This is a genomic window from Nitrogeniibacter mangrovi (assembly GCF_010983895.1).
GTDB lineage: Bacteria > Pseudomonadota > Gammaproteobacteria > Burkholderiales > Rhodocyclaceae > Nitrogeniibacter > Nitrogeniibacter mangrovi.
On sequence record NZ_CP048836.1, the window covers coordinates 3,084,236 to 3,107,743 of the forward strand.

A 23,508-nucleotide genomic window follows, 5' to 3' on the forward strand; every position below is an offset into this window, starting at 1 on the left:
CTCACCGCTCCTTGCCGGCGCCGCCGACCGGCCCCGGCACCTCGGCCGCGGGCGGAGCACGCCGGCCCAGTTTCTCGACCACCGGATCGTCCCAGGTGCCGGTCACCGCGTACTCGAACGCGAACAGCTTCTCGACCGGATCCTCGAGCGCCTTCTGGACGATGTAGGTCACCACGCCGGCCACGGGATTGACCACCGCGCCGCCGAGGGCGGCCCCCACCGCCACCGATTCACTCAGGGTCGGCTGCACCGTCACGCGCAGGTTCTGGGTCTCGTCGGGCACGCTGGCGGTGCCCTTCATGAACACCCGCGCCGCCGGCCCGCGGATCTGGAGCGAGTCGGTGTGCAACACGCCCTGTTTGACGTCGATGCTACCGGAAATGCGGTCGAAGGCGAATCCTTCGCTGAACACGTCGCGGAAGTCGAGGGTGATCCGGCGCGGCAGCGACTGCAGGCTCAGCACGCCGAGCAGGCGCCCCACGCCCGGATCGAGCTTGCGGAACTGGCCCGACTCGGCCACCAGCTCCAGCGCGCCATTCATGCTCGGGTAGTCGAGATCGGCCGGCCCGCCTTGCCAGCTCAGCTGGCCCGAGAGCGTCGCCTTGCCGCCACGCACCGCGTCCGGATAGTCGAGCCGGGTCAGCAGCTTGCCCACGTCGGAGGCACTGAGCTTGAAATCCATCTTGGTGCGCCCCGGCGCGCTGGCCTGCCAGGTGCCGCTGCCGGTCAGCATGCTCGACGGGTTGGCGATGCGCAGCTCGTTCATGTGCCACACGCCGTCGCGGTTGAAAGCCTGCAGCTTGAGCTGCCCCAGATCGAGACCGCGCACCCCGAAACGCTCCGCGGTGATGTCGAGGGCCGGCATCGAGGTCTGCGCCGGCTCGACCGGCGCCGGTACCTCGCCCACCGACTTGCCGAGCATGAGCCGACTCAGCCGCGCCACCAGCCGCCCCTCGGCCTGCGGAATCCAGGTGAGCGTGCCCTCCGCCTCGCGCGACCGGATCTGCGCCGACCAGTTGCCCGCCTCGCGCTGGGCGCGCAGCTGCAGATCGTGCAGGCGCTGCTGCTTGACGATGAGTTCCTGGGCTTCCAGCGCCACCCCGGCCAGGGGCAGCGCCCCGGCCAGGGGCAGCGCCCCGGCCTCCGGCGTGTCCACCGGACCGAGCGCATGCAGCCAGGCATCGAGATCGAGCTGCGCCTGCTTGCAGGCCACCAGGATGCCGGTGTCTGCCTCGCGCGCCGGGGCGCCGATGCCCACGCCGCCGGACATCGTTCCTGCGCCTCGCGGCAGCTGCAGCACCGCGTTGGCCACGGTGCCGAGCGACCCGCTCAGCCGCACCGGCTGCCCGTCGGGAAACTCGAGCGCCACCGTCAGCGGCAGCGCGTTGGCCGCCGACTTGTTGAGCGGCGCCGGCAGGCTCGAGGCCAGGCCCACCAGGTCGCTGCCGATATTCACCCGCGAGCCGCCCTTGCGCATCTGCGCATCGAGCTGCCAGGGCGTCTGGCCCGACAGGTGCGAGAGCGCCGGCAGCGCATAGCGCGCCTGGATCGCGCGGGCATGAGCCTCGCCCCGGGCCTTGAAGCGCACCACGCCGTCGGCGTCGGTCTTGGCGCTCAGGGTCACCGGCCCGCCCAGGGCGGTGCCACTGGCCTTGGGAATGTCGAGGGTGCTGGCGGTGAACGCCACAGTACCGGCCGCCTCGGCCACCGGCGGGATCGCCGGGGCGAGCGTAAGGGTGTTGCCGCTGAAGCGATAGCGGCCGGTCACCGCGGTGTCGGCCACGTGACGCAGGGGCATCTCCAGCTTGAGGTCCAGCTGCCCGTCGCCACCGGCCTGCATATCGTCGGTGAAGTGGTTGATGCGCGCGCTGACCGGGCTGTCGGCGACGAACTGGAGGAAATCCGCGGTCGCGCCGACAGCCTGCCCGGTGATGGTCATCTGTTCGTGGCCATGGGCCAGATCCGGCACATCGGCGACCACGTCCTTGAGGCGCACGTTGGAGATCCGCCCCTGGCTCGCGGAAATGGTCATGCGTGGCCCGTCGAAGCGCAGCCCGCCGTCGATGCGGTCGATGTTGGGCCAGCCGGGCGCGAAATCGAGCGTCGCATTGTCGACCCGGGCGGTGATCAGGAAGATGCCGGAGCCGTCCTCGAAGGGAAAGCGCGACAATGCGCCCTTGAGCCGCAGGCGGGCGTCATGGGCGCGGCCGGCGACGATGCCGCGCTTGAGCCAGTTGCGGGTGTCGTCATTGACCACCTTGGGCAGATAGCGCCACACGGCCGTCCCGTCCGCCTTGCCCAGATGGGCCTGCAGATCGATCTCGCCCGGCCCCGACGCGGTCACCACGTAGTTGCCCGAGGCCTCGCCCTCCAGATCGCGGTTGGCAAAGCGCGCATCGTCGAGCGAAATGCGAACGCCGGCCGCCTCGCGCGCCCAGCCGCCTTCCATCTGCAGCCGGTCGAAGCGCAACGCATCGTCGAACACCGAAGGGATGTCCACCGCCGCACCGTCGCTGTGCACGGTGTAGCGACCGGCACGCCGGTCGCCGCTCACATGGCCGGACACGCCAGCGAGCCCCGGCAGGCCGAAACGCGGACTGAGCGCCACGCCGGAAAAGCCCGCCGACACGGACCAATCCGTCAGCGCCTCGCCGTCGCTGCGCCAGCCGAGCGACACCGCGTCGAAGGCCCCGCGTGGGGCCAGCGCCGCCAGGCGCGCCCGCTCCGCCGCATCGAAGGGCAGGTGCGAGGCCAGCCCCGCCAGCGCCGCCAGATCCAGGTGATTGGCCTTGAGCTCGCCCGTGCGCTGGCCGCCGTCGGTCCGCAGGGAGAAGGCCAGATCGGTGGGCGGCACCTGCAGCCCCGCGTCGGTCTGCAGCGTGAGCGCGCGGGTCTGCACCGCCACCTCGCCGTCGCGCCAGTGGGCGTCGAGGTGGCCGGCCAGGGTATTCAGGTGCAGCGCGGGCAGGTCGTCCGCCAGGCGCAGCTGCACCCCGGCGGCCGCCACGTCCAGGCTGCCGCCGACCGGGCGTCCGCCCTTCACGTCGGCCCAAACGCTCAGATCGCCGGTGCCGTCCATCTCGAAGGGCACGTCGACCCACGGCGCCGCCGCGCCGATCGAGGCGTGCGACACCTTGGCGTAGACGCGCCCCTCGATATCGTCGAGGGCGATCCGCTCACCGAAGCGCAACTCGGCCCGGACGTCGATGGCCGACATCAGGGGCGCATCGGAGCGCGCGACCAGCCCGACCCGATGGGTGCCGAAGAACTTCACCACGCGCAGGTTGACCGCCTTGAGCACCAGCGGCGGCGCGTCGCGCAGCGCATCGTGCCAGCTCAGGGTCGCGTCGCGGATCACGACCTGGCGCTGGTCGAGCAGCCAGCGCATCAGGCTGTCGTCGCTGCCCTGGCCGCGGATGGGGATACCCGCCACCGACACCGTACCGTCGGCCGCACGCGCCAAGCGCAGGTTGGGTTGACGGATCTCGAGGCGATGGAAATAGGGCTTGAAGCGCAGCAGCGAGGTCCACGCCAGGGTGGCGTCCACCTGATCCAGGCTCAGCGCGTCGGCGCCGCTCGCGTCCGCAATGGCAAGACCGTGCAGATGAAAACGGGGCCGCAGGCCGGACCAGTCGGCGTCGATGCGACCGATGCGCACCGGCAGCCCGAGCGCCGCGGAGGCCTGCGCCGAGATCGAGTCGCGCCAGCGATCCACATCGGGCAACACCCCGTAACGCAGGATCAGGAAGGCGGCGCCGAACAGGAAGTAGACGAACAGCGCGAGCTTGAGCAGCGCACGCGCCCGCCGCCGCCACGGGCGGGCGGGCGCAGGCGGAGCGCAATCCTCGGGCACGACATCAGCGGGCATAGGGCAATGAAACCGGCAGCACGGGCAAACCGGCCCGCACGGAGGTCCGTCACACGGGCGTCGAGACGAGCCCATGGGGCCGACGCGCGGCGTATGATTGACCGATATCAGAACGCCGTGATCGGGTCTGCGGGCGCTTTTGAGCCTCCGCTCCGACCGCGATTTCGACGCGGCCCCATTCTATCAAGCCGAATCCCGCGATGCCCTCGACCGACACTGCCACCCTGCCCGCGCCCATCCTCGCCGCCCGCCCCTACTCGCGTTACCTGGACCGCATGCTCGGCTGCCGCCCGTGGCTGGCCGAGCGACTCGCGGCCCATCTCGACCGCCCCCTCGACACGGCCACCATGCGCACCTTCGTCGCCCCGGCCACACTCGATCGCGAGCGCCTGCGCGAACGCCTGCGCCATCTGCGCAGCTGGGTGCTGTGCCATCTGATGGTGCGCGACCTCTCCGGCACGGCGGATCTGGCCGAGGTCACCGAGACCATGAGCGCCTTCGCCGATCTGGCAGTCCAGCTCGCCCACGACGTCGAACACGCCGCCCTGGTCACCAAACACGGGGCGCCGCGTGGCGCCGACGGACGCCTCCAGCAGCTCCACGTGGTGGGCATGGGCAAGCTCGGCGGCCGCGAGCTCAACGTGTCGTCCGACATCGACCTGATCTTCGTCTATCCGGACGACGGCGACACCGACGGCGACAAGGTCATCAGCAACTTCGAGTTCTTCGAGCGCCTCGGCAAACGCATCATCCAGGCCCTGGCCGAGGTCACCGAACACGGCCAGGTCTTCCGTGTGGACATGCGCCTGCGCCCCAACGGCGACTCGGGCCCGCTGGTGTGCAGCTTCGACATGCTGGAGAACTACTTCATCTCCCAGGGGCGCGAATGGGAGCGCTACGCCTGGATCAAGGCCCGGGTCATGTGCGGCGACCGCGGCGACGAGCTGCAGGCCATCGCCCGTCCCTTCATCTTCCGCAAATATCTCGACTTCGGCGCCATCAACGCCATGCGCGACCTGCATGCGCAGATCCGCCGCGAAGTGGCGCGCAAGGATCGTGCGGACAACGTCAAGCTCGGGCCGGGCGGCATTCGCGAGATCGAGTTCATCGCCCAGGTGTTTCAGCTCATCCGCGGCGGCCGCGAGCATGTGCTGCAGATCAAGCCGACGCTGCGCGTCCTCGAGGTGCTGGCCCGCATGGGCGTGCTCGAGGCGCCCGTGGTCGGCGCCCTCGGCCGGGCCTACGACTTCCTGCGGCGGCTGGAACATCGCCTGCAATACCTCGACGACGCCCAGACCCACGACCTGCCACGCGACGCCGGGGACCAGGCGCGGGTCGCCCACGCCATGGGCTTCGACGACTACCCGGGGCTGCTCGCCGCCCTGGCCACCCACCGCACCGAGGTCAGCCGCCATTTCGACGCCGTGTTCGCCGACCCTGGAGAAGACGGCCACGATCTCGACCACCTGTGGCTGGACGCCGACGACAGCGCCGCCATCGAACCGGTACTCGCCCAGCTCGGTTTCACCGATCCGGCGCGTGTCGCGCAGCGGCTTGCCAGCCTCAAGCGCGGCGGGCGCTACCAGTCGCGCCCACCCCAGATCAAGGCGCGCTTCGACGCCCTCATCCCCCGCGTGGTCGACACCGCCAGCGCGCTCGACAACCCGGACGAAACCCTGACGCGCTGCCTCGACTTCATCGAAGCCATCGGTGGTCGCGGCGCCTATCTGGCCATGCTGCAGCAATACCCGCAGGCCCTCGCCAAGGTCGGCGAACTCGTCTCCGCCTCGCGCTGGGCAGCGCAGTATCTCTCCCGCCACCCCATCCTGCTCGACGAGCTGCTCGACGCCCGGGTGCTCGACACGCCCCCGGACTGGCCGGCCTTCGCCCGCCAGCTGCAGGCCGACCTGGCACGTATCGAACCGGACACCGAACGGCAGATGGACCTGCTGCGCGAACAGCACCACACCCAGGTGTTCCGCCTGCTGACCCAGGATCTGGCCGGCAAGCTCACCGTCGAACAGCTCGCTGACCACCTCTCGGCGCTGGCCGACCTGATCCTCGATGTCACCCTGCCGGTGTGCTGGCGCAAGCTGCGCAAGCGCCACCAGGACGACGCCCCCGCCTTCGCCGTGATCGCCTACGGCAAGCTGGGCGGCAAGGAACTGGGCTACGCCTCCGATCTGGACATCGTCTTCCTCTACGACGACCCGCACCCGGACGCGCCGGAAATCTACGCCCGCCTCGCCCAGCGCATGAACTCCTGGCTATCGAGCCAGACCGCCGCCGGCAGCCTGTTCGAGACCGACCTGCGCCTGCGCCCCAACGGCGACGCCGGATTGCTCGTGAGCTCCATCGAGGCCTTCCGCAAATACCAGACCGAACAGGCCTGGGTGTGGGAACACCAGGCGCTCACCCGCGCGCGCTTCGCAGCCGGCGACGTGCGCGTCGGCGACGCTTTCGAAGCGATCCGCATCGACGTGCTGCGCCAGCAGCGCGACATCGACGCCCTGCGCGCGGACGTGGCGGCCATGCGCCAGAAGATGATGGATGCCCATGGCAACAAGAGCGAACGCTTCAATCTCAAGCACGACCGCGGCGGCCTGGTCGACGCCGAGTTCATCGTCCAGTTCCTGGTGCTCGCCCACGCCTTCGAGCACGCCGTACTCACCGGCAACCTGGGCAACATCGCGCTGCTGCGCATCGCCGGCGAACTCGGCCTCATCCCGGCCGATCTGGCCCTGCGTGCCGGCGACGCCTACCGCGAATTCCGCCGCCTCCAGCACCGACAGCGCCTCAACGAACTCAAGGTGGAAGTCGCCCCGGACAGCGTGCGCACCCATCGCGAGTGCATCTGCGCCCTGTGGACGCATGTGTTCGGCGAACCGTGCGAGACGCGCTCACCGGCGTGAGAAGGCGGGCGCGAAAAAACAAAAAGCCGCGCTGGATGCGCGGCTTTTCCTGGAGTTCTGTGGTCGGGGAAAGAGGATTCGAACCTCCGGCCCCTGCGTCCCGAACGCAGTGCTCTACCAGGCTGAGCTATTCCCCGACAATCAAAAAACTTTGCACCGATCGGGGCCTAATGGTCCCGCCCAACTGCAAAGTCCGACAATTCTAGCAAACGATCTTTGAAAAGGGAAGAAGGAACTGCATCGAGGGCATTTTTTGCCAGTTCGACCTCACGCCGGGCGAACTGACGGGTGGCCTCGAGCGCCCCGGTATCGAGAATGGCCCGATGCACATCGGCAAACGCGTCGCGCCCGCCTTCCTCGATGGCACGGCGCACGAGCGTGGCCTGGGCGTCGGTGCCGTGCTGCATGACGTGGATGAGCGGCAGAGTCGGCTTGCCTTCGGCCAGATCGTCGCCGAGATGCTTGCCGGTGGCCACTTCCGCGCCGGAATAGTCGAGCACGTCGTCGATCAACTGGAAGGCGGTGCCCAGGTGCATGCCGAAGTCGGCCAGGCCGTCTTCGGCGTCGCGCGGCAGTTGCCCGAGGATGCCGCCGAGGCGCGCGGCGGCCTCGAAGAGCTTGGCGGTCTTGTAGCGGATCACCCGCAGGTAGTCGTCGATGGCAACGTCGGCATCGTGGCAGTTGAGCAACTGCAGCACTTCGCCCTCGGCGATCACGTTGGTCGCGTCGGCGAGCACCTCCATGATGCGCATGGAGCCCACCGACACCATCATCTGGAAGGCACGCGAATAGAGGAAGTCGCCCACCAGCACCGAGGCGGCGTTGCCGAACATGGCGTTGGCGGTCTGGGCGCCGCGGCGCAGCTCGGACTCGTCCACCACGTCGTCGTGCAGCAGGGTGGCGGTGTGGATGAATTCGACCACGGCGGCCAGCTCGTGATGGGCCGTGCCTTCGTAGCCGGCGGCCTTGGCGGTCATGAGGACCAGCGCCGGGCGCAGCCGCTTGCCGCCGCTGTTGATGATGTATTCCGCCACCTGGCGGATGAGCACCACGTCGGAGTGCAACCGCTGACGGATGACCGCGTCCACGGCCTTCATGTCCTCGGCAATGGGCGCATAGAGATGCTTAACAGACAAGATCGACCGCAGCAATACGAGGAAAAGGGGGATGGTATTTGGGCAGGCTGCACCCAGTCAAGCGAGCGGATCAAGGCACCAGCAACGGCCCCAGTGTATCCGGTCGGTCGGTGATGACACCGGCCACCCCGAGCCGGCGCAGCTGCAGGGCGTGACCGGGGTGATTCTCCGTGTACACCCCCACCGACAGCCCGGCACGACGGGCGACATCGATGGCGGCCGCGTCGACGACGTCCTTGTCGACGATCAGCGCCTGGCACCCCAGCGCCGTCGCGCGCTCGCATGCATCGATCGGCAACTGTGCGAACAAGTGCCCACGCGACAGCGACGGTGCGCTCGTGCGGGCGGCATCGAGCGCCGTACTCGAGAACGAGGACAGCAGCACCGGCACAGGGTGGATCCGGCACAGGCGGGCCACCTGACGGGCCACCTCACGTCCGGTCTCGATGTCCTGCCCGGCGGACGGCTTGATCTCCACGTTGGCGGCCAGACCGAGCCGGGCACAGCACCGGAAGATCTGCTCGAGGCTGGGCAGGTGTTCGGCGCTCAGGCGGCCTTCGGCATCGCGCAGACGCACCTGGGCCAGTTCCGCCCACGAGCGGCCGGCGACGGGGCCGCTCGCCTCGGTGGTCCGGTCGAGGGTTTCGTCATGGATGACGACCGGCGTGCCGCAGGCGGCGAGCATGGCGTCGAACTCGACGCCGCGGATCCCCAGGGCGGCGGCACGACACAGCCCCGCGAGGGAGTTCTCCGGTGCCAGCCGGCCGCCGCAGCGATGGGTCAGCACCGCCGGCCACCGCCACGGAGGCATGCTCAGCGCACCGCGCCGGCGCGCACCACGGCGGTGTCCAGCGCCTGCTTGGCGGGTTTGGTGTCGGCCCAGACGGCGGCCAGTTCCTCGTCCAGCATCGAGCGCACCTCGGCACGGCGGGGCAGCTCGGCGAGACTCACGCTGGCCTTGGCCCCCTTGGCGTCATCCAGATGCAGTTGCTTGCGCGCCACCAGCAGGCTCGGTTCGTCGTTGGCGACGGCCTCGCCGGCCACCATGCCCTTGGTGTCGAGCGGCAGATAGCCGGTGCCGCGCTGCCAGGCGAGCTGGTTCTCGGGGCGCAGCATGAAGCGCACGAAGCTGGCGGCGGCACGATAGTCGTTGCGCGACTTGCCTGCAGCCGCCCACAGGCTGGGGCCATCGGCCAGGGTGCCGCCGATACCGCCGGGCTGATCGTCGTAGTACGGCAGTTCGCCGACGCCGATCTGGAACGCGGCGTCCTGGCGGAAGCTGGGCCAGTCGGCCGACGAGCCGGCGATGATGGCGCATTCGCCACGCGCGAAGCGCTGTTCCGCCTCGGTGTGGGAATGGAACACATGCAGGTAACGCGCCCGCACCCAGCTGGCCATGAGCGCCACGTGGCGGATCTGCAGCATGCCGTTGACCGACAGCTCCTCGGCGCGCCCCTTGCGCCGGGTCACCGCTTCGTTCTGGCGGGCGCTGACGTTGTCGAGCATCACCCAGCTGGGCCGTGCCACGGTGTAGGGGCAGGCATAGCCGGCGTCGAACAGCTTGCCGAGCGCATCCTGCAGCGAATGCCAGGTCCGCGGCGGCGCATTCGGGTCGAGCCCGACGGCCCGGAACGCCTGTTCGTTGTAATACAGCACCGGCGTGTGCATGCCGATCGGCAGGGCGAGGCGACGCCCGGCGCGGTCGACGGTCATGCCGATGCCGGCGCGCCCTCGCGCGCGCCCCAGATGCACGCCCGACTGCGCCATGACCGAGTACATCGGCTTGAAGTCCCGGCGCTGGCGCACGGCGTCCTCGGCGGCGCCTTCGAGCACCATCAGGGTCGGTGCGCTCGCCTGGGCCTCGCCCGCGCGCTGCAACTCGATGCGATAGCGCTTGTCAGTGCCATTGAAGTGATCGACCAGTTCCGTCAAGCGCGCTTCGCGGGCCGTATCGAAGGCGTGGGTCATCACGATGACATGACGCTTGTCTGCCGCGTGCGCCCCGGCGGTCAACGCCATGGCCACCCCCAGCGCCGCCATGAAGCGCCGCAGTGTCGATCCGAACATGTGCTTGTCTCCTCTCCCGGGCGCATGCCCGGCTGCTACAAATTCTATCGTCTGCGCTCAAGGTTTTTTTAGGGACGACGATGATTCAGATTGTTACCAGAGTAATCCCGTCGCCATGAAGATACGTACCACGCTGCTGTGCCTGACCCTCGTCACCGTGCTGACCGGATGCGAAGAACTCGGCATCCCCGACGCCAAGAAGGAAGCTGCCCGCAAGGAAGCCGAGGGCGAGGCGATCGGGAGCGCCTGCCGCCAGTCCGGCCGCGCCCTGGAAGACTGCTACGCGAGAAACCCGAAAGCGTCCAAGGCGGCGATCTTCTCCGGCTGGCGCAGCATGAATGACTACATGACCGAGAACAACATCCCCACCATTGCGCCGGCCGACGAAGCCCCCCACGAACCCCCTGCGGGCGAGGCGGGGCACGACGCGGCGCCCGCCGCCGGCGAGGGCCACTGACACCGGGAGGGCGCCTGCCGCGTCACCCCGGACGCCGCCCCCTCAGTCGACGAGCGGGTGCGCGTCCCCCTGGCGGGCGAGCCACCAGCTGACGAAACGCGCCGACGGGATCGCCGGCGAGAAATGCATCCCCTGCAAGCGCAGACACCCCATGCGGGTCAGCGTCTCGGCCTGCTCGGCCTGCTCCACCCCTTCAGCGACGGTGGTGAGCCCGAACGCCCGGGCGAGCGCCAGCACCGCCTCGACGATGGCCGAATCCCGCGGTCCCGCATGCATGCCGGCCACGAACTGGCGGTCGATCTTAAGCTCATCGACGGCCAGCCGCCGCAGGTGTGCCAGCGACGAGTAGCCGGTACCGAAATCGTCCAACGCCACGGTGGCGCCGAGGGCGCGCAGCCGGGTCAGCACGGTCTCGACCACCGGATCATCCGTCAACACAGCCCCTTCGGTGAGCTCGAAGCCGATGCGGCCGGCCGGCACGCGCCAGTTGGCCATGGCCTGCTCGACCAGATCGGGCAGTTCCGGGTCGTGCAGGTCGTCGGCGGTGAGATTGAGCATGACCCGCACGGGCACGCCCGAGCGGTCGAGCTCGTCGGCCATGCGGGCGATGCGCGCCACCAGCATGCGGGTGAGCAATCCCTGCTGGTTGAGCCGGCCGGCGATCTCGAACACGTCCGGCGGCGCCACCCACTGGCCATCCTCGCGCTGCCAGCGCAACAGCGCCTCGGCACTGTCGCAGCGTCCGTCGTCGCAACGCACCTGCGGTTGCAGATAGAGCTCGAAACGCTGCAGGTGAATGGCGCGCAGGAATTCGCGTTCGATATCGCTGTCCGCCCGCACCGCGTCGCGCACGTCGTCACCGAACATGGTGATGTGCTGCTGCGTCCGCCCGCCGGCATGAAGGGCGTCACGCGCGGCACGTTCGAGGGCTTCGGCGTCGGCGCCGTGATCGGGCGCGCAGGCACTGCCGAACATGAGTTCGATCCCCTCGCCCATGCCTACCCGCGCCAACGCCCCGAGGCCCACTTCGCGCAGTTTGTTGGCGGCCAGCACCACCTGCCCCGGCGTGCGCACCCTGGGCTGAAGCAAGGCCCATTCGTGCTCGCCCACCAGACAGATCACATCGTCCTCGCGCAGCACCTCGCGCCAGGCGTCGTGCAGCATCCGGTGCATCAGGTCCCGCTCGGCGGGCATGAGCACGGCGCGGGCCGGCGCCGCCTGCAGGCGGATGATCATGAGCCCGAGGCGTGCCTCGGCGGTCGCCTCGCGGGCCATGTGTCCGAGCAGCATGTCGAAGCCGACCCGACCGGGCAGTCCGGCGGACCCGCCTTCCTCGCTCTCGACGGTCGCGAGGGTGCGCTCGCGCACCAGGCCGACGGACGACAGATGCGCCGCCAGCGCCCACACCACGCGCACCAGGCCGGTCAGCAGATCGAGCTCGAGCTGGAACACTTCCGCCCGACCGCCGACGAGCCGCTCGCGGCAGGCCGACAGCAGCGCACCGGTGCACACCCAGACGAAACGTTCGTCCACCCCGACATCGCGGCAGATGCACCACTGGCGCGCAAGGCGGTTGAACCAGCCGGGGCTGCCGTCCCAGTCGCACACGTTGAGCAGCTCATCGCAAAACCGCGCCTCGGCGGCCGCCGCGGCCGGCATCGACGGCGCCGATTCGCGGGTCAGGAAGCTGTCGAGAAAGTCCGCCTCCAGCTCCTCCCGGCGCACGACCCGCCCGAAGGCCCGCACCGCGGCCCGGTCCTCGGGCTGGAAGCCGTGCATGTGCAGGACATGCATCAGCCCTTCGGCGTCCAGCGGAGGCGGTTCGAAAGCGGCAACGATCCGGGGCGAATTCATGCCAGGTAGAACTCCTGCGGATCGATGCCATGGGCCCCCGGGGGCAAGGCACGACGAATGGCGTAGGGGGTGCCGTCGGGCGAGACCGGATCGAACAGCAGGTCGAGCGTCGCCGGATGGGCGTTGGCGGTCTTGTCGGGCGCGAGCAGCACCAGCACCCGCGGCTTGAGCCGCCGGATCCGGTTCTGGCCGATGACCACGGCCACCTCGCCGGTATTGAGCTCCACGAGCGTGCCGACCGGGTACAGGCCGACGCACTGGATGAACGCATCGACCACCCCGGCCGAAAACCAGGTGTCGCGCAGCTTGTTGATCTCCTCGAGGGCCTCCTGCGGGCTCAGGGCGTCGCCCCAGGGGCGCTCGCGCGTCATCGCGCTGTAGCAGTCCACGATGCCCGCCATCTGGCCGTAGAGGCCGATCTCATCGCCCTCGAGACCGGCCGGATAGCCCGATCCGTCGTAGCGTTCGTGATGCCGCGCGACGATGTTGAGCACGGCCGGGTCGTGCTCCGCCGATGCCTTGAGGATGGCCAGCGAGTAGTCCACATGGGTACGGAATATCTCGCGCTCGAGCCGGGTGATGGCGCCGCACTTCTTGAGCAGGCGGGGCGGCAGCTTGACCTTGCCGATATCCTGCATCAGGCCGGCGACCCCGAGCAGGGTCATCTCCGCCGCTTCCATGCCCATGAAGCGGGCGAACACCATCAGCAGCACGCTCGAATCGAGGGCATGATCGTAGGCGTATTGGTCGGTGCGTTTCAGGCGCGTCAGCCACAGCAAGGCGTCGGGATTGCGCACCACGCTGTGCATCATGTCCTCGACGCTGCCGCGCACCCGCTCCATGTCGGGACGCAGGTTGTGCTGCACATCGGAAATCAGTTGCCGCACCGAGGTCTGGGCCGTGGCATAGGTGGGCGCGGCGTCCACCAGCTCGTCCTCTACCGCAACCACCTCGGGCCCGTCGTCGGCAGCCGCGCTGTTCTCCTCCCCGGCCGCGGTCGTGTCCTGCCCGTCGCGCGCATGCGGCGGCGCACCGACCTCCCCACGCAGGCCGAACCAGCGACCGAGCAAGCCTTTGAGCCCGCCTTCGGCCCCTTCGCCCTCGGGCGCGTCGCGCAGCGACGGCCGTGGCTCACGCGCCGTCTCTTCGCGCACCACCGGTCGGGTTGCATGAGGCGCGGCTTGAGGCGGCATGCCGCCACTGCGCAACCAGCGCAGCACCGCCACGAAATCCCGTCGGGCCCGGGGCGCTTCGTCCGGATGCAGCCGGATCGCGCTGCCCGACCCCGCGCGCCGGACCGGCGCCACCGGCTCGCGCACCGGGGCGCGGTGGTGCTCGCCGACGCTGCGCTGCCAGTCCACGTAGACGAACCGGCACAGCTGGCGCAGCTGCGCCAGCGTCGCATCGTCCTCGACGAGGAAGCCCTGCATCAGGAAGGGCGTGCCCAGCCAGGGCCGGTCGAGTTCGACCACGAACATCCCGACCTTCAGATCCGATGCGGCAACGATTTCTTTCACGTTTCCCCTGCGTGGCCCGATATCCGGGACGGCACGACACCGCCGCCCACCCGGTCGCGCAAGGCGAACCGTCCCACCCCCTTACGGGGCCGGATTGGTGTGCCTTGCGTGCACCTCGGCAATGGCGTCTTCCAACGCCTCCGTCATGCCCATATCGGCACAATCGAGGTTTTCCTGAAGCTGCGCCAGCGAGGTGGCACCGATGATCGTGCTGGTCACGAACCAGCGGCCATAGACGAAGGCCAGCGCCAGTTGCGTCGGCGTCAGGCCATGCGCCCGCGCCAGCGCCGCATACTCGGCCACGGCCGCCGCCACCGCCGGCTTCTCGTAACGCTGACCGAAGTGGGGAAACAGTGTCAGGCGCCCGGCGGCGTCCGGCTGGTCGAGATACTTTCCGCTCAGGTGGCCGAAGGCCAACGGCGAATACGCCAGCAGGCCCACGTTTTCCCGGTAGCACACCTCGGAGAGGCCGTATTCGAACACCCGGTTGAGCAGGTTGTAGGCGTTCTGGATCGACACCACCACCGGCAGGTCGTGCTCGCGCGCCAGCTGCACGAAGCGCATCACCCCCCAGGGGTGTTCGTTCGACAGGCCCACATAGCGGATCTTGCCGGCGCGGACGAGCCCGGCCAGGGCCTCCAGCTGGTCACGGATCGGCGTGCATTCGCGCTCGGCGGACGGATCGAAGCCGGTCTGTCCGAACATGGGCTGATTGCGCTCCGGCCAGTGCAGCTGGTACAGATCGACGTAGTCGGTCTGCAGGCGCTTGAGCGAGCCATCCAGCGCTTCGCGCAGGTTGCTTGCGTCCATGGCCCGCGGGCCGCCACGGATCCAGCCGAGCGCGCGCCCCGGGCCGGCAATCTTGGTGGCCAGGATGACCTTGTCGCGCGGCTGGCGCCGCAGCCAGGTGCCGACGATACGCTCGGTCGCGCCATAGGTGTCGGCCCGGGTGGGCACCGGATACATCTCGGCGACGTCGACGAAATTGACCCCCGCGGCGAAGGCCGCATCGAGTTGGGCGTGCCCTTCGGCCTCCGTATTCTGCTGGCCGAAGGTCATGGTGCCGAGGCATACGTGTGACACCACCAGTTCGCTCGTGCCGAGGCGACGGTATTGCATGGGGCGTGTTCTCCTGAGAAGGCCGGTTCCGGACGCGCCGGCGCCAGCCGATGACGGGACGATGGCGAGCCAGTATTATCCACGCACACTCTGTCACCGGTACTCATCGATGTCTCGTTTCACATCCGCCCAGGCCATGCTGTTTCAATGTCGCGCCGGTTTCGAACACGACCTGGCCCAGGAACTGGCTGCCCTGTGCCAGCGTCACGAGATTGTCGGTCGAACCACGTTCGAGGCCAACGCGGGATATATCGTGTTGCATTTCGACGATGTCATCGACTGGGGCGATGCGCAGAAAACGCTCTCGTCCGCCCGCCTGTGCTTCGCCCGCCAGGCCTGGCCGGTGGTGGGCCATGTCGATGCGCTGCCCGAGCGCGACCGGGTCACGCCCATCGTCGACCAGCTCGCCCGCGGACGCACGGCGGTGGCGGACGTGTGCCTGGAATATCCCGACACCAACAGCGGCAAGACCCGCTCGGGTTTCTGCAAGCGTTTCGAGGCGCCCCTGCGCGCCGGCCTCGAGGCCGCCGGCCTGCTCAAGCCGGCGTTGCGCAAGGCGCCGACCCTGTACCTGTTCTTTCCCGACGCCGAGTCGGTATGGCTGGGCCTGTGCGAGCCTCGCCATGCCAGCCCCTGGCCCATGGGGATCGCCCGCCTGCGCATGCCGCGCGAAGCGCCGAGCCGGTCGACCCTCAAGCTCGCCGAAGCCTTCCTCGCCCTGCTCGACCACGAGGAGCGCGACCGCTGGCTGCGCGCCGGCGGCAAGGCGGTGGACCTGGGCGCCGCCCCGGGCGGCTGGAGCTGGCAGCTGGCCCAGCATGGTCTGCGCGTCACCGCCATCGACAACGGCCCCATGGACCCGGCGCTGCTGGCCGAAGGCATGGTCACCCATGTGCGCGCCGACGGCTTCGTGTGGCGCCCCAAGGGCAGCGTGGACTGGCTGGTGTGCGACATGGTCGAGCAGCCCACGCGCATCGCCACCCTCATGGCCGACTGGTTCCTGCAGAAGAAGTGCCGCCACGCGATCTTCAATCTCAAGTTGCCCATGAAGAAGCGCCACGCGGCCCTGCGCCAATGCATCGACATCATCCGCAGCCGGCTCAAGGGCATCCCGATCACGCTGCGTTTCGCACACCTCTACCACGACCGCGAAGAGGTCACCGGCTACCTGTGCCGGCAAGACACCCGATAGGGCTCCGAAAAAGCCACCGACCACGTTATACTTGCTTGTTTTATCGACAGATGCGGCGGACCACCCGCCCGAGCAAGGAACCCGATCCCCTATGAGCTTTGCCGATCTCGGCCTGATGCCCGAGCTGCTCCGTGCCGTCGAAGACGCCGGCTACACGCAACCGACGCCCATCCAGAGCGAGGCGATTCCGGTCGTGTTGTCGGGCCGCGACGTCATGGGCGGCGCCCAGACCGGCACTGGCAAGACGGCCGGCTTCACCCTGCCCCTGCTGCAGCGTCTGGCGCCCCATGCCAACTCCAGCACCTCGCCGGCGCGCCATCCGGTGCGCGCCCTCGTGCTGGCGCCGACCCGCGAGCTGGCCATGCAGGTGCACGAGTCGGTGCTCACCTACGCCAAACACCTGCCGCTGCGCGCCACCTGCATCTATGGTGGCGTGGACATGCGGGCGCAAATGGAGATCCTGCGTGGCGGTGTCGAGATCGTCGTCGCCACCCCCGGCCGCCTGCTCGACCATGTGCAGCAAAAGAGCATCCAGCTCAACCAGGTGCAGATGCTGGTGCTCGACGAAGCCGACCGCATGCTCGACATGGGCTTCATCCCCGACATCCGCCGCATCCTCGCCATGCTCCCGGCCAAGCGCCAGAGCCTGCTGTTCTCGGCCACCTTCTCCAACGAGATCAAGAAGCTGGCCGACCAGATGCTCAACGACCCGCAGCTGATCGAGGTCGCCCGCCGCAACACCGTGAGCGAAACCATCGAGCACCAGGTCTATCCGGTCAGCGCCCACAGCAAGCGCAACCTGCTCGCCCACCTGCTCAAGAACGAGGTCGCCTCCCAGGTGCTCGTCTTCGTGGACACCAAGTTCGGCTGCAGCCGGCTGACCCACTACCTGAACAACTGCGGCATCCCGGCCGACGCCATTCATGGCGACAAGAGCCAGCAGCAGCGCACCGAAGCGCTCGACGGCTTCAAGAACGGCACCACCCGCGTGCTCGTCGCCACCGACGTGGCCGCCCGCGGCATCGACATCGACGACCTGCCGATGGTGATCAACTACGTGCTGCCCAACACCGCGGAAGACTACGTCCACCGCATTGGCCGCACCGGCCGCGCCGGCAAGCAGGGCAAGGCCATCTCCCTGGTCAGCCCGGAAGAGAAAGGCCGCCTGGCCGACATCGAAAAGCTCATCAAGCTCAAGATCCCGCAGCACACCGTCACCGGCTTCGAGTCGGGCCCGGCGGGCGCCGACGAGGATCGTGGCCGCGGCCGCGGACGGGACCGGGACCGGGACCGGGACCGTGAACGCCGCAGCGAGCGGGACAACACAGGGCGCCGCTCGCGCAGCGCCCCCAAGGCCGCATCGACGGTCGCGCCCGACGGTTTCGACTACTCCCGACCCTATGAGCCGGCGGCCGACAATCCCTCCGGCAATGCCGGCAAGCCCGAGGCGCCCAAGCGCGGCGGCAAACGCCCGGTCGCCTTCCTCCTCGGCGGCGCCGGCCGCAAGACCTGAGCGGTCGTCCGCACGGACACCGCCGCTGCGCAGGCCGGGCCAGCCCCGTCGGCGCTACGCTCCAGGCGCGTTTCAAAAGGTAATTAGCGGGCAAAAGTGCCCGCTTTCGGCGTCAAGAGTCCCCCTCGGGGGCCGATATGATGGGGACCATCCCAATCATCCAGACACCGTCACCGATGGAACTGGCGCCCGTGCCACGCGACCCCGACGAACCCTTCGTGCCCGACCTCTCGGAGGGCGCCGAAGCGGGTCTCTACCTGTCCCTGTTCGAGTTGATGAACGAGGGCCTGATCATCACCAGCGATGAAACCATCCTGGAGGTGAACAGCGCCGTGTGCCGGCTCATGGAACGCAGCTACCGCGATCTGGCCGGGCAACCGCTATCCACCCTGTTTCCCTCCGAACGCGCCTTCCTCAATGCCCGCGCCGCCCTGTTCATCCAGGGCGAGATGCGCGGCAGCCTGCGGGTCAGGCTCGGCGGCGGGCGCGAGCGCGACCTGGCCTATGTGGCCGCCGCGCGCATCCGGCCCGGGGTGCACGCCATCATCCTCAGCCCCGATCCGGTCACCGGCCTGGGCGCCGAGGCGCCGCGCCCCGCCGACACGGTGTGGCCGCGTCTGGCCGCCGCCCTCGATCAACCCGCGCTGGTGATCAACGGTCAGGACCGCATCGTCGCGGCCAACGCGCCGGCGCGACGCCGCTTCGCCGCCAGCGACGACCCTCTGACCGGCCGCCCCCTCGCGCAGATCTGCCGGCTCTCCGATCCGGACCGCGAACATGGCCCGGTCACCGTGTATCCGGCCGACGATTCGCCAGCGCTGCATGGCCGTCTTCTCACCGGCCCCGAGCCGGGCTGGCGCATCCTGCTGCTGAGCGGCACCGCTCCGGTCGCCCCGGTGGACGCCCGCAGCAGCCGCGCCTTCCGCCATGCGCCGATGCCGATGCTGGTGGTGCGGGCCGCCGACGGCCGCATCGTGGCCGCGAACGACGCGGCCGCCACCGTGCACGGCCACGCCCGCCAGAGCCTGCTGCAGATGCATCTCGATGCCCTGCGCGAGGATGCCCCGGCGGGCGAACCCCTCCGTGGCGGGCTGTGGCGCCTGCGCGGCGCGGACGGCGCTTTCGTGGCCAAGACCCAGGTCCAGCCGCTCGATGGCGGTCATGACGAGTGGCTGGTGATCCACGACGCCCCGTCCCATCCCTGGCCCACCCACCCGGCGGGCATCGGCCGACACCTGGCCGGCAGCGCCCATGCGGTGCTGATCACCGATGCGGAGCACCGCGTGGTGTCGGCCAACAGCGCCTTCGAACAGCTCTCCGGCCATGCCGAATCGACCCTGCTCGGTGAGCCGCTCGACGCCATCGCCACCAGCCGTCACGATGCCGACCTGTTCGACACCATGCGCACGGCTCTGAGCGAACAGGGCCACTGGCAGGGCGAACTGTGGCTGCGCAGCCCCTCGGGGGAGGCCTGCCCGGAATGGATCGCCTTCAACACCGTGCGCGACGCCGGCGGGCGGACCATCGCGCATATCGGCCTGTTCAGCGATCTGAGCGTGCGCCAGCAGGCCGAGGCCCGCGCGGAGTACCTGGCCAATCACGACGCCCTGACCGGTTTGCCCAACCAGCGCTTCATCGAGGCCCGCTTCGACGAGGCCCTGGTCAGCGCCCAGCGGCAGCGCCAGCATCTGGCCCTGGTGTGCATGGACATCGACGGCTTTCGCGCCACCAACGAGCGCTTCGGCGCCAACGCCGGGGATCTGGTGCTGCAGCAACTGGCCGGGCGCCTGCGTCACAGCAGCACCCGCGCCCAGATCGCGCGCACCGGCTCGGATCAGTTCTGCGCCCTGCTCTCAGGCATCGACCTGATCAGCGAGGTAGACCGCGAAGTCGAGCATATCCGCGACGCCTTCGCCCAACCCTTCGCGATCGACGGCGAGGCTCACGGCATTACCGCCTGCCTCGGAGTCGCGATCTTCCCCGGCGACGGGCAGGACTTCGCCAGCCTGTGGCGCGAGGCGGGCAACGCCATGCGCAATGCACGCCTCGAGGGTCCGGGCAGCTGTCACTTCCACACGGCCGAACTGAATGCGGCCAGCCTCGAGCGCATGGCCCTCGAAAGCGCCCTGGCGAGCGCCGTCGAGCGCGACGCGGTGCGCGTCCATTTCCAGCCGGTCACCGACGCCTCCACCGGCGCGCTGCTCGGTGCCGAGGCGCTGCTGCGCTGGGCACATCCCGATCTGGGCCTGCTCAAGCCAAGCCAGTTCATGAGCATCGCCGAGAGCAGCGGCCTGGATTGCGTGATCGGCTTCGAGGTCGTCCGCCTCGCTTGCCAGCATGCCGCCGAATGGCATCAGGCCCACATCACCGTGCCGGTCGCCATCAACGCCACCGCCAACATGCTTGCCCACGACCACCTCGTCGAACAGATCTCGGCCGCCATCACCCAATCGGGGCTGCCCGCCGACACCGTCGAACTGAACGTGCCGGTCCAGTGCCTGCTCGCGCCCGCCGATGCCCTGACCCGGCATCTGTTCGCGCTCGACAGCCTGGGAGTACGCATCGCGGTCACCGGCCTCGGCGCCCAGGCCCTGCCGTTGCAGCACATGCTCGACATCCCGGTCCACAGCGTCAAACTCGATCGCAGCCTGGTGCGCGACTGCCTGCAGGAGGGCCGCGCCCGCCTCACCCGGGCGACCCTCGCGGTCGCCGATTCGCTGGGACTGCGCACCCAGGCGGTGGGGGTCGAATCCCAGGCCCAGGCCGAGGCGCTCATGGCACTCGGCTGCACCCGCCACCAGGGGCATCTGTACGGCGCGCCGCTGCCTCCGGACGAGTTCGCCCAGCTGCTGTCCTGAGCACCCATGAAAAAACCGCCCCGAAGGGCGGTCTTTTCATGGCGCGTCGGGGGTCACCCCATCGATTTCACATGCGAGATGACGTCGCCGATGACTTCCTGCGCGGAGCCATACAGCATCCGGCAGTTCTCCTTGTAGAACAGGGCGTTCTCGACACCGGAGTAGCCCGTGCCCTTGCCGCGCTTGACCACGATGACGTTCTGCGCCTCGTCGGCGTTGAGAATCGGCATGCCGTAGATCGGGCTCGACTTGTCGGTGCGCGCCGTGGGGTTGACCACGTCGTTGGCGCCGATCACGAGCGCCACATCGGTCTGGGCGAAATCGGCGTTGATCTCCTCCAGGTCGAAGATCTTGTCGTAGGGCACCCCGGCCTCGGCCAGCAGCACGTTCATGTGCCCCGGCATCCGGCCCGCCACCGGGTGGATGGCGAAGGACACCTCGACGCCCGCTTCCTCGAGCAGCTCGGTCATCTCCCATACCTTGTGCTGCGCCCCGGCCACCGCCATGCCGTAGCCCGGCACGATGATGACGCGGCTGGCGTAGCGCATGGTGGCGGCCGCATCCAGCGCGCCCATTTCGCGCATCGTCCCCTCGATGGCCTCGCCTTCGGCGGCCTCGCCCGTGATCGGGGTGAAGATGATGTTGCGGATGGGACGGTTCATGGCCTTGGCCATGAGCTGGGTGAGCAGCGTGCCGGAGGCACCCACCACGATGCCGGCCACGATCAGCGCCGGGTTCTTGAGCACGTAGCCCTCGAAACCCACCGCCAGACCGGTGAAGGCATTGAGCAGGGAGATCACCACCGGCATGTCGGCACCGCCGATCGGGGCCGTGATGATGGCCCCGAGGATGAGCGACAGGATGAAGAACACCACGATCCAGCCCATGCCCGGATGATCGGCCGAGATGATGGCCAGACCGAGGATCACGGTGATCGCGGCCAGCACGATGTTGACCGCGTCCTGCTTGGGCAGGCGGAACGCCTTCTTCATGATGCCCTGCAGCTTGGCGAAGGCGATGCACGAGCCGGAGAACGCCACCGAACCGATGAGCGCACCCAGCACCGCCAGGGCCGCGGCCACCATGCCATGCACCTCGCCCTTGGTGAACTCGAGCAGGGCGATGGCGGCGGCGGCACCGCCACCCATGCCGTTGTAGATGGCGACCATCTGCGGCATGTCGGTCATGGCGACCTTCTTGCCGGACCACCAGGCCACCGAGGCCCCGGCGAGCATGGCCACGATCATGAGGGCGAAGTTCTGCATGCCCGGAAAGAACAGGGTGACGAGCGTGGCCGCCACCATGGCCCAGCCGGCCCAGACGATCCCCTTGCGCGCCGTGACCGGCGAGCTCATGGCTTTCAGGCCGAGGATGAAGACGACGGCGACGGCCACATAGGCCAGATCGATGAACAGATTGCTATGCATTTACGCGCCCCCCTTCTTCTTGTCCGACTTGAACATGGCGAGCATGCGCTCGGTCACCACGTAGCCGCCGGCCGCGTTGGCCGCGCCGAGGAACACGGCGAAGAAGCCGATCGCCAGTTGCACCGGGCTGTCCGGATCGGCGTGCCCCATCACCACCATGGCGCCGACGAGCACCACGCCGTGGATGAAGTTGGAACCGGACATCAGGGGGGTGTGCAGGATCACCGGCACACGGGAAATGACTTCGTAGCCGGTGAACGCCGCCAGCACGAAGACGTACAGATAGACGATACCTTCCATGGTCTTTCTCCTTCTTACAGTCCCAGGGTCTGCCTGACGCCGTCGTGACGCACCTGTCCTTCGTGCGTCAGGCAGCAGCCGGCGATGACTTCATCTTCCCAGTCGAGCGCGAGCTCGCCGTCCTTGATGAAGGGGCTGATGAAATTGAACAGGTTCTTCGCGATCATCTCCGAGGCATGCACGGGCATGCGGCTGGTGATGTGCGTCGGACCCACGACCAGGACGTCGCCGACCCAGGTTTTGTCGCCGGCGACGGTACCTTCCACGTTGCCGCCCGATTCGGCGGCCATGTCCACCACGACGGAGCCGGGCTTCATGCGCGCGACCATGTCGGCGGTGATGATGATCGGCGCCTTGCGGCCCGGGATCGCCGCGGTGGTGATGAGGGCATCACAGTTGGCGACCGCCTTGGCCAGCTTCTCCGCCTGCTGGGCCTTTTCCTCGTCCGTCAGCTCGCGTGCGTAGCCACCGGTACCGGCGGCGGACACACCCGTGTCGACGAACTTGGCGCCGAGCGATTCGATCTGCTCGCGCGTTTCCGGACGCACGTCGTAGGCCTCGACCATGGCGCCGATGCGGCGCGCCGTGGCGATGGCCTGCAGACCGGCCACGCCGGCCCCGATGACGAGCACCCGCGCCGGACGGATCGTGCCGGCCGCATAGGTAAGCATCGGGAAGAACTTGGGCGAATGATCGGCCGCGATGAGCGCACACTCGTAGCCGGCCACGGCCGCCTGCGAGGAGAGCACGTCCATGCTCTGGGAGCGGGTGATGCGCGGCAGCAGCTCGAGCGCGAACGTGGTGACGTTCTTCTTGAGCAGCTTCTCGACCCGCGCCTTGTCCGACCAGGGCTGCAGCATGCCCAGCCACACCGCGCCGGCCTTCATCTTGCCGATGTGGGCCTGGCTTGGCGGCTGGACGCCGAACACGATGTCGGCCGAGGCAAACACTTCGTTGGCGTCGTCCACCCATTTGACGCCTTCGAAGGCCTCATCCGGGTAATGCGCCGGCGCACCGGCCCCCTTTTGCATGACGACTTCGGCCCCGAGGCCGATGTACTTCTTGACCACGTCCGGTACAACCGAGACACGACGTTCTCCGGACACGGTCTCCGCTGGCACTCCAATGACCAGTGGCATAGTCACCTCCAAATGATGATGTGAAACCGTGGTAGGGGTGCGTCATCTTCTGCTGCGGCGTAACTCCCGATCCGTGCCGGCGGTGCGAGCGACTGCGGTATCCCAACCGCCGCATCATAACCAATCGGTACTTGCGCGCAACCCCCGCG

General features: G+C 68.8%; 15 protein-coding genes and 1 tRNA gene. 5 read left to right on the forward strand and 11 right to left on the reverse strand.

Translation table 11 applies throughout. From position 1 onward, the window contains the following. Position 1: 1 nt before the first annotated feature. Positions 2 to 3,868, reverse strand: coding sequence for a YhdP family protein (locus G3580_RS14360; protein ID WP_173766613.1), 3,867 nt, complete (start codon positions 3,866 to 3,868; stop codon positions 2 to 4). A gap of 200 nt (positions 3,869 to 4,068) precedes the next feature. On the opposite strand from G3580_RS14360, the gene glnE reads away from it, so the two are divergent. Further along, positions 4,069 to 6,780 carry a bifunctional [glutamate--ammonia ligase]-adenylyl-L-tyrosine phosphorylase/[glutamate--ammonia-ligase] adenylyltransferase gene (gene glnE / locus G3580_RS14365; RefSeq protein ID WP_173766615.1) on the forward strand — a complete coding sequence of 904 codons (2,712 nt, stop codon included), beginning with the start codon at positions 4,069 to 4,071 and terminating at the stop codon, positions 6,778 to 6,780. A 60-nt stretch (positions 6,781 to 6,840) separates the two neighbouring features. Here the strand turns inward: glnE and G3580_RS14370 are convergent. The 4 genes from G3580_RS14370 to G3580_RS14385 all read right to left on the reverse strand — a co-directional run bounded on the left by G3580_RS14370 (position 6,841) and on the right by G3580_RS14385 (position 9,983). Then, positions 6,841 to 6,917 (reverse strand) — tRNA-Pro (locus G3580_RS14370). A gap of 30 nt (positions 6,918 to 6,947) precedes the next feature. Next, the gene (locus G3580_RS14375) at positions 6,948 to 7,916 is read right to left on the reverse strand and encodes a polyprenyl synthetase family protein (RefSeq protein ID WP_173766616.1); all 969 of its coding nucleotides are present in this window, start codon (positions 7,914 to 7,916) and stop codon (positions 6,948 to 6,950) included. Between the two features lie 70 nt (positions 7,917 to 7,986). Next, the gene (locus tag G3580_RS14380) at positions 7,987 to 8,727 is read right to left on the reverse strand and encodes a glycerophosphodiester phosphodiesterase family protein (RefSeq protein WP_173766618.1); all 741 of its coding nucleotides are present in this window, start codon (positions 8,725 to 8,727) and stop codon (positions 7,987 to 7,989) included. Between the two features lie 2 nt (positions 8,728 to 8,729). After that, positions 8,730 to 9,983, reverse strand: a complete 1,254-nt coding sequence (locus G3580_RS14385) for an extracellular solute-binding protein (RefSeq protein WP_173766620.1) — start codon at positions 9,981 to 9,983, stop codon at positions 8,730 to 8,732. 115 nt (positions 9,984 to 10,098) lie between these two features. Between G3580_RS14385 and G3580_RS14390 the strand changes: the two genes are divergently transcribed. Continuing rightward, entirely contained in the window at positions 10,099 to 10,440 is a 342-nt protein-coding gene (locus G3580_RS14390; protein WP_173766622.1) for a hypothetical protein, read from the forward strand. 42 nt (positions 10,441 to 10,482) lie between these two features. On the opposite strand, the gene G3580_RS14395 is transcribed toward G3580_RS14390, so the two are convergent. From G3580_RS14395 to G3580_RS14405, 3 genes are all read right to left on the reverse strand, one after another. Beyond that, complete coding sequence (locus tag G3580_RS14395; RefSeq protein ID WP_173766624.1) at positions 10,483 to 12,294, reverse strand: GGDEF domain-containing phosphodiesterase; 1,812 nt, start codon at positions 12,292 to 12,294, stop codon at positions 10,483 to 10,485. Further along, positions 12,291 to 13,811: an HD-GYP domain-containing protein gene (locus tag G3580_RS14400; RefSeq protein ID WP_228720678.1), complete on the reverse strand. Its 1,521-nt coding sequence runs from the start codon at positions 13,809 to 13,811 to the stop codon at positions 12,291 to 12,293. The genes G3580_RS14395 and G3580_RS14400 overlap by 4 nt, the downstream gene beginning before the upstream one ends. 81 nt (positions 13,812 to 13,892) lie before the next feature. Further along, a complete protein-coding gene (locus G3580_RS14405) occupies positions 13,893 to 14,930 on the reverse strand; it encodes an NADP(H)-dependent aldo-keto reductase (RefSeq protein ID WP_173766626.1) in 1,038 nt (345 codons plus the stop codon). A 109-nt stretch (positions 14,931 to 15,039) separates the two neighbouring features. On the opposite strand from G3580_RS14405, the gene rlmM reads away from it, so the two are divergent. The 3 genes from rlmM to G3580_RS14420 all read left to right on the forward strand — a co-directional run bounded on the left by rlmM (position 15,040) and on the right by G3580_RS14420 (position 20,493). After that, positions 15,040 to 16,122 (forward strand): 23S rRNA (cytidine(2498)-2'-O)-methyltransferase RlmM, encoded by a 1,083-nt coding sequence (rlmM, locus tag G3580_RS14410; protein WP_173766628.1) that lies wholly within the window; start codon positions 15,040 to 15,042, stop codon positions 16,120 to 16,122. A gap of 91 nt (positions 16,123 to 16,213) precedes the next feature. After that, positions 16,214 to 17,635, forward strand: a complete 1,422-nt coding sequence (locus G3580_RS14415) for a DEAD/DEAH box helicase (RefSeq protein WP_173766630.1) — start codon at positions 16,214 to 16,216, stop codon at positions 17,633 to 17,635. A 191-nt stretch (positions 17,636 to 17,826) separates the two neighbouring features. Beyond that, positions 17,827 to 20,493 (forward strand): sensor domain-containing protein, encoded by a 2,667-nt coding sequence (locus G3580_RS14420; RefSeq protein WP_217424503.1) that lies wholly within the window; start codon positions 17,827 to 17,829, stop codon positions 20,491 to 20,493. Between the two features lie 53 nt (positions 20,494 to 20,546). Here G3580_RS14420 and G3580_RS14425 read toward each other — a convergent pair whose 3' ends face one another. Genes G3580_RS14425 through G3580_RS14435 form a run of 3 tightly spaced genes read right to left on the reverse strand, consistent with a single transcriptional unit; the run spans position 20,547 to position 23,359 of the window. Beyond that, a complete protein-coding gene (locus tag G3580_RS14425; protein ID WP_173766634.1) occupies positions 20,547 to 21,920 on the reverse strand; it encodes an NAD(P)(+) transhydrogenase (Re/Si-specific) subunit beta in 1,374 nt (457 codons plus the stop codon). Continuing rightward, positions 21,921 to 22,220 carry an NAD(P) transhydrogenase subunit alpha gene (locus tag G3580_RS14430; protein WP_173766636.1) on the reverse strand — a complete coding sequence of 100 codons (300 nt, stop codon included), beginning with the start codon at positions 22,218 to 22,220 and terminating at the stop codon, positions 21,921 to 21,923. A gap of 14 nt (positions 22,221 to 22,234) precedes the next feature. After that, positions 22,235 to 23,359, reverse strand: a complete 1,125-nt coding sequence (locus G3580_RS14435; RefSeq protein ID WP_173766638.1) for an NAD(P) transhydrogenase subunit alpha — start codon at positions 23,357 to 23,359, stop codon at positions 22,235 to 22,237. Between the last annotated feature and the right edge of the window lie 149 nt (positions 23,360 to 23,508).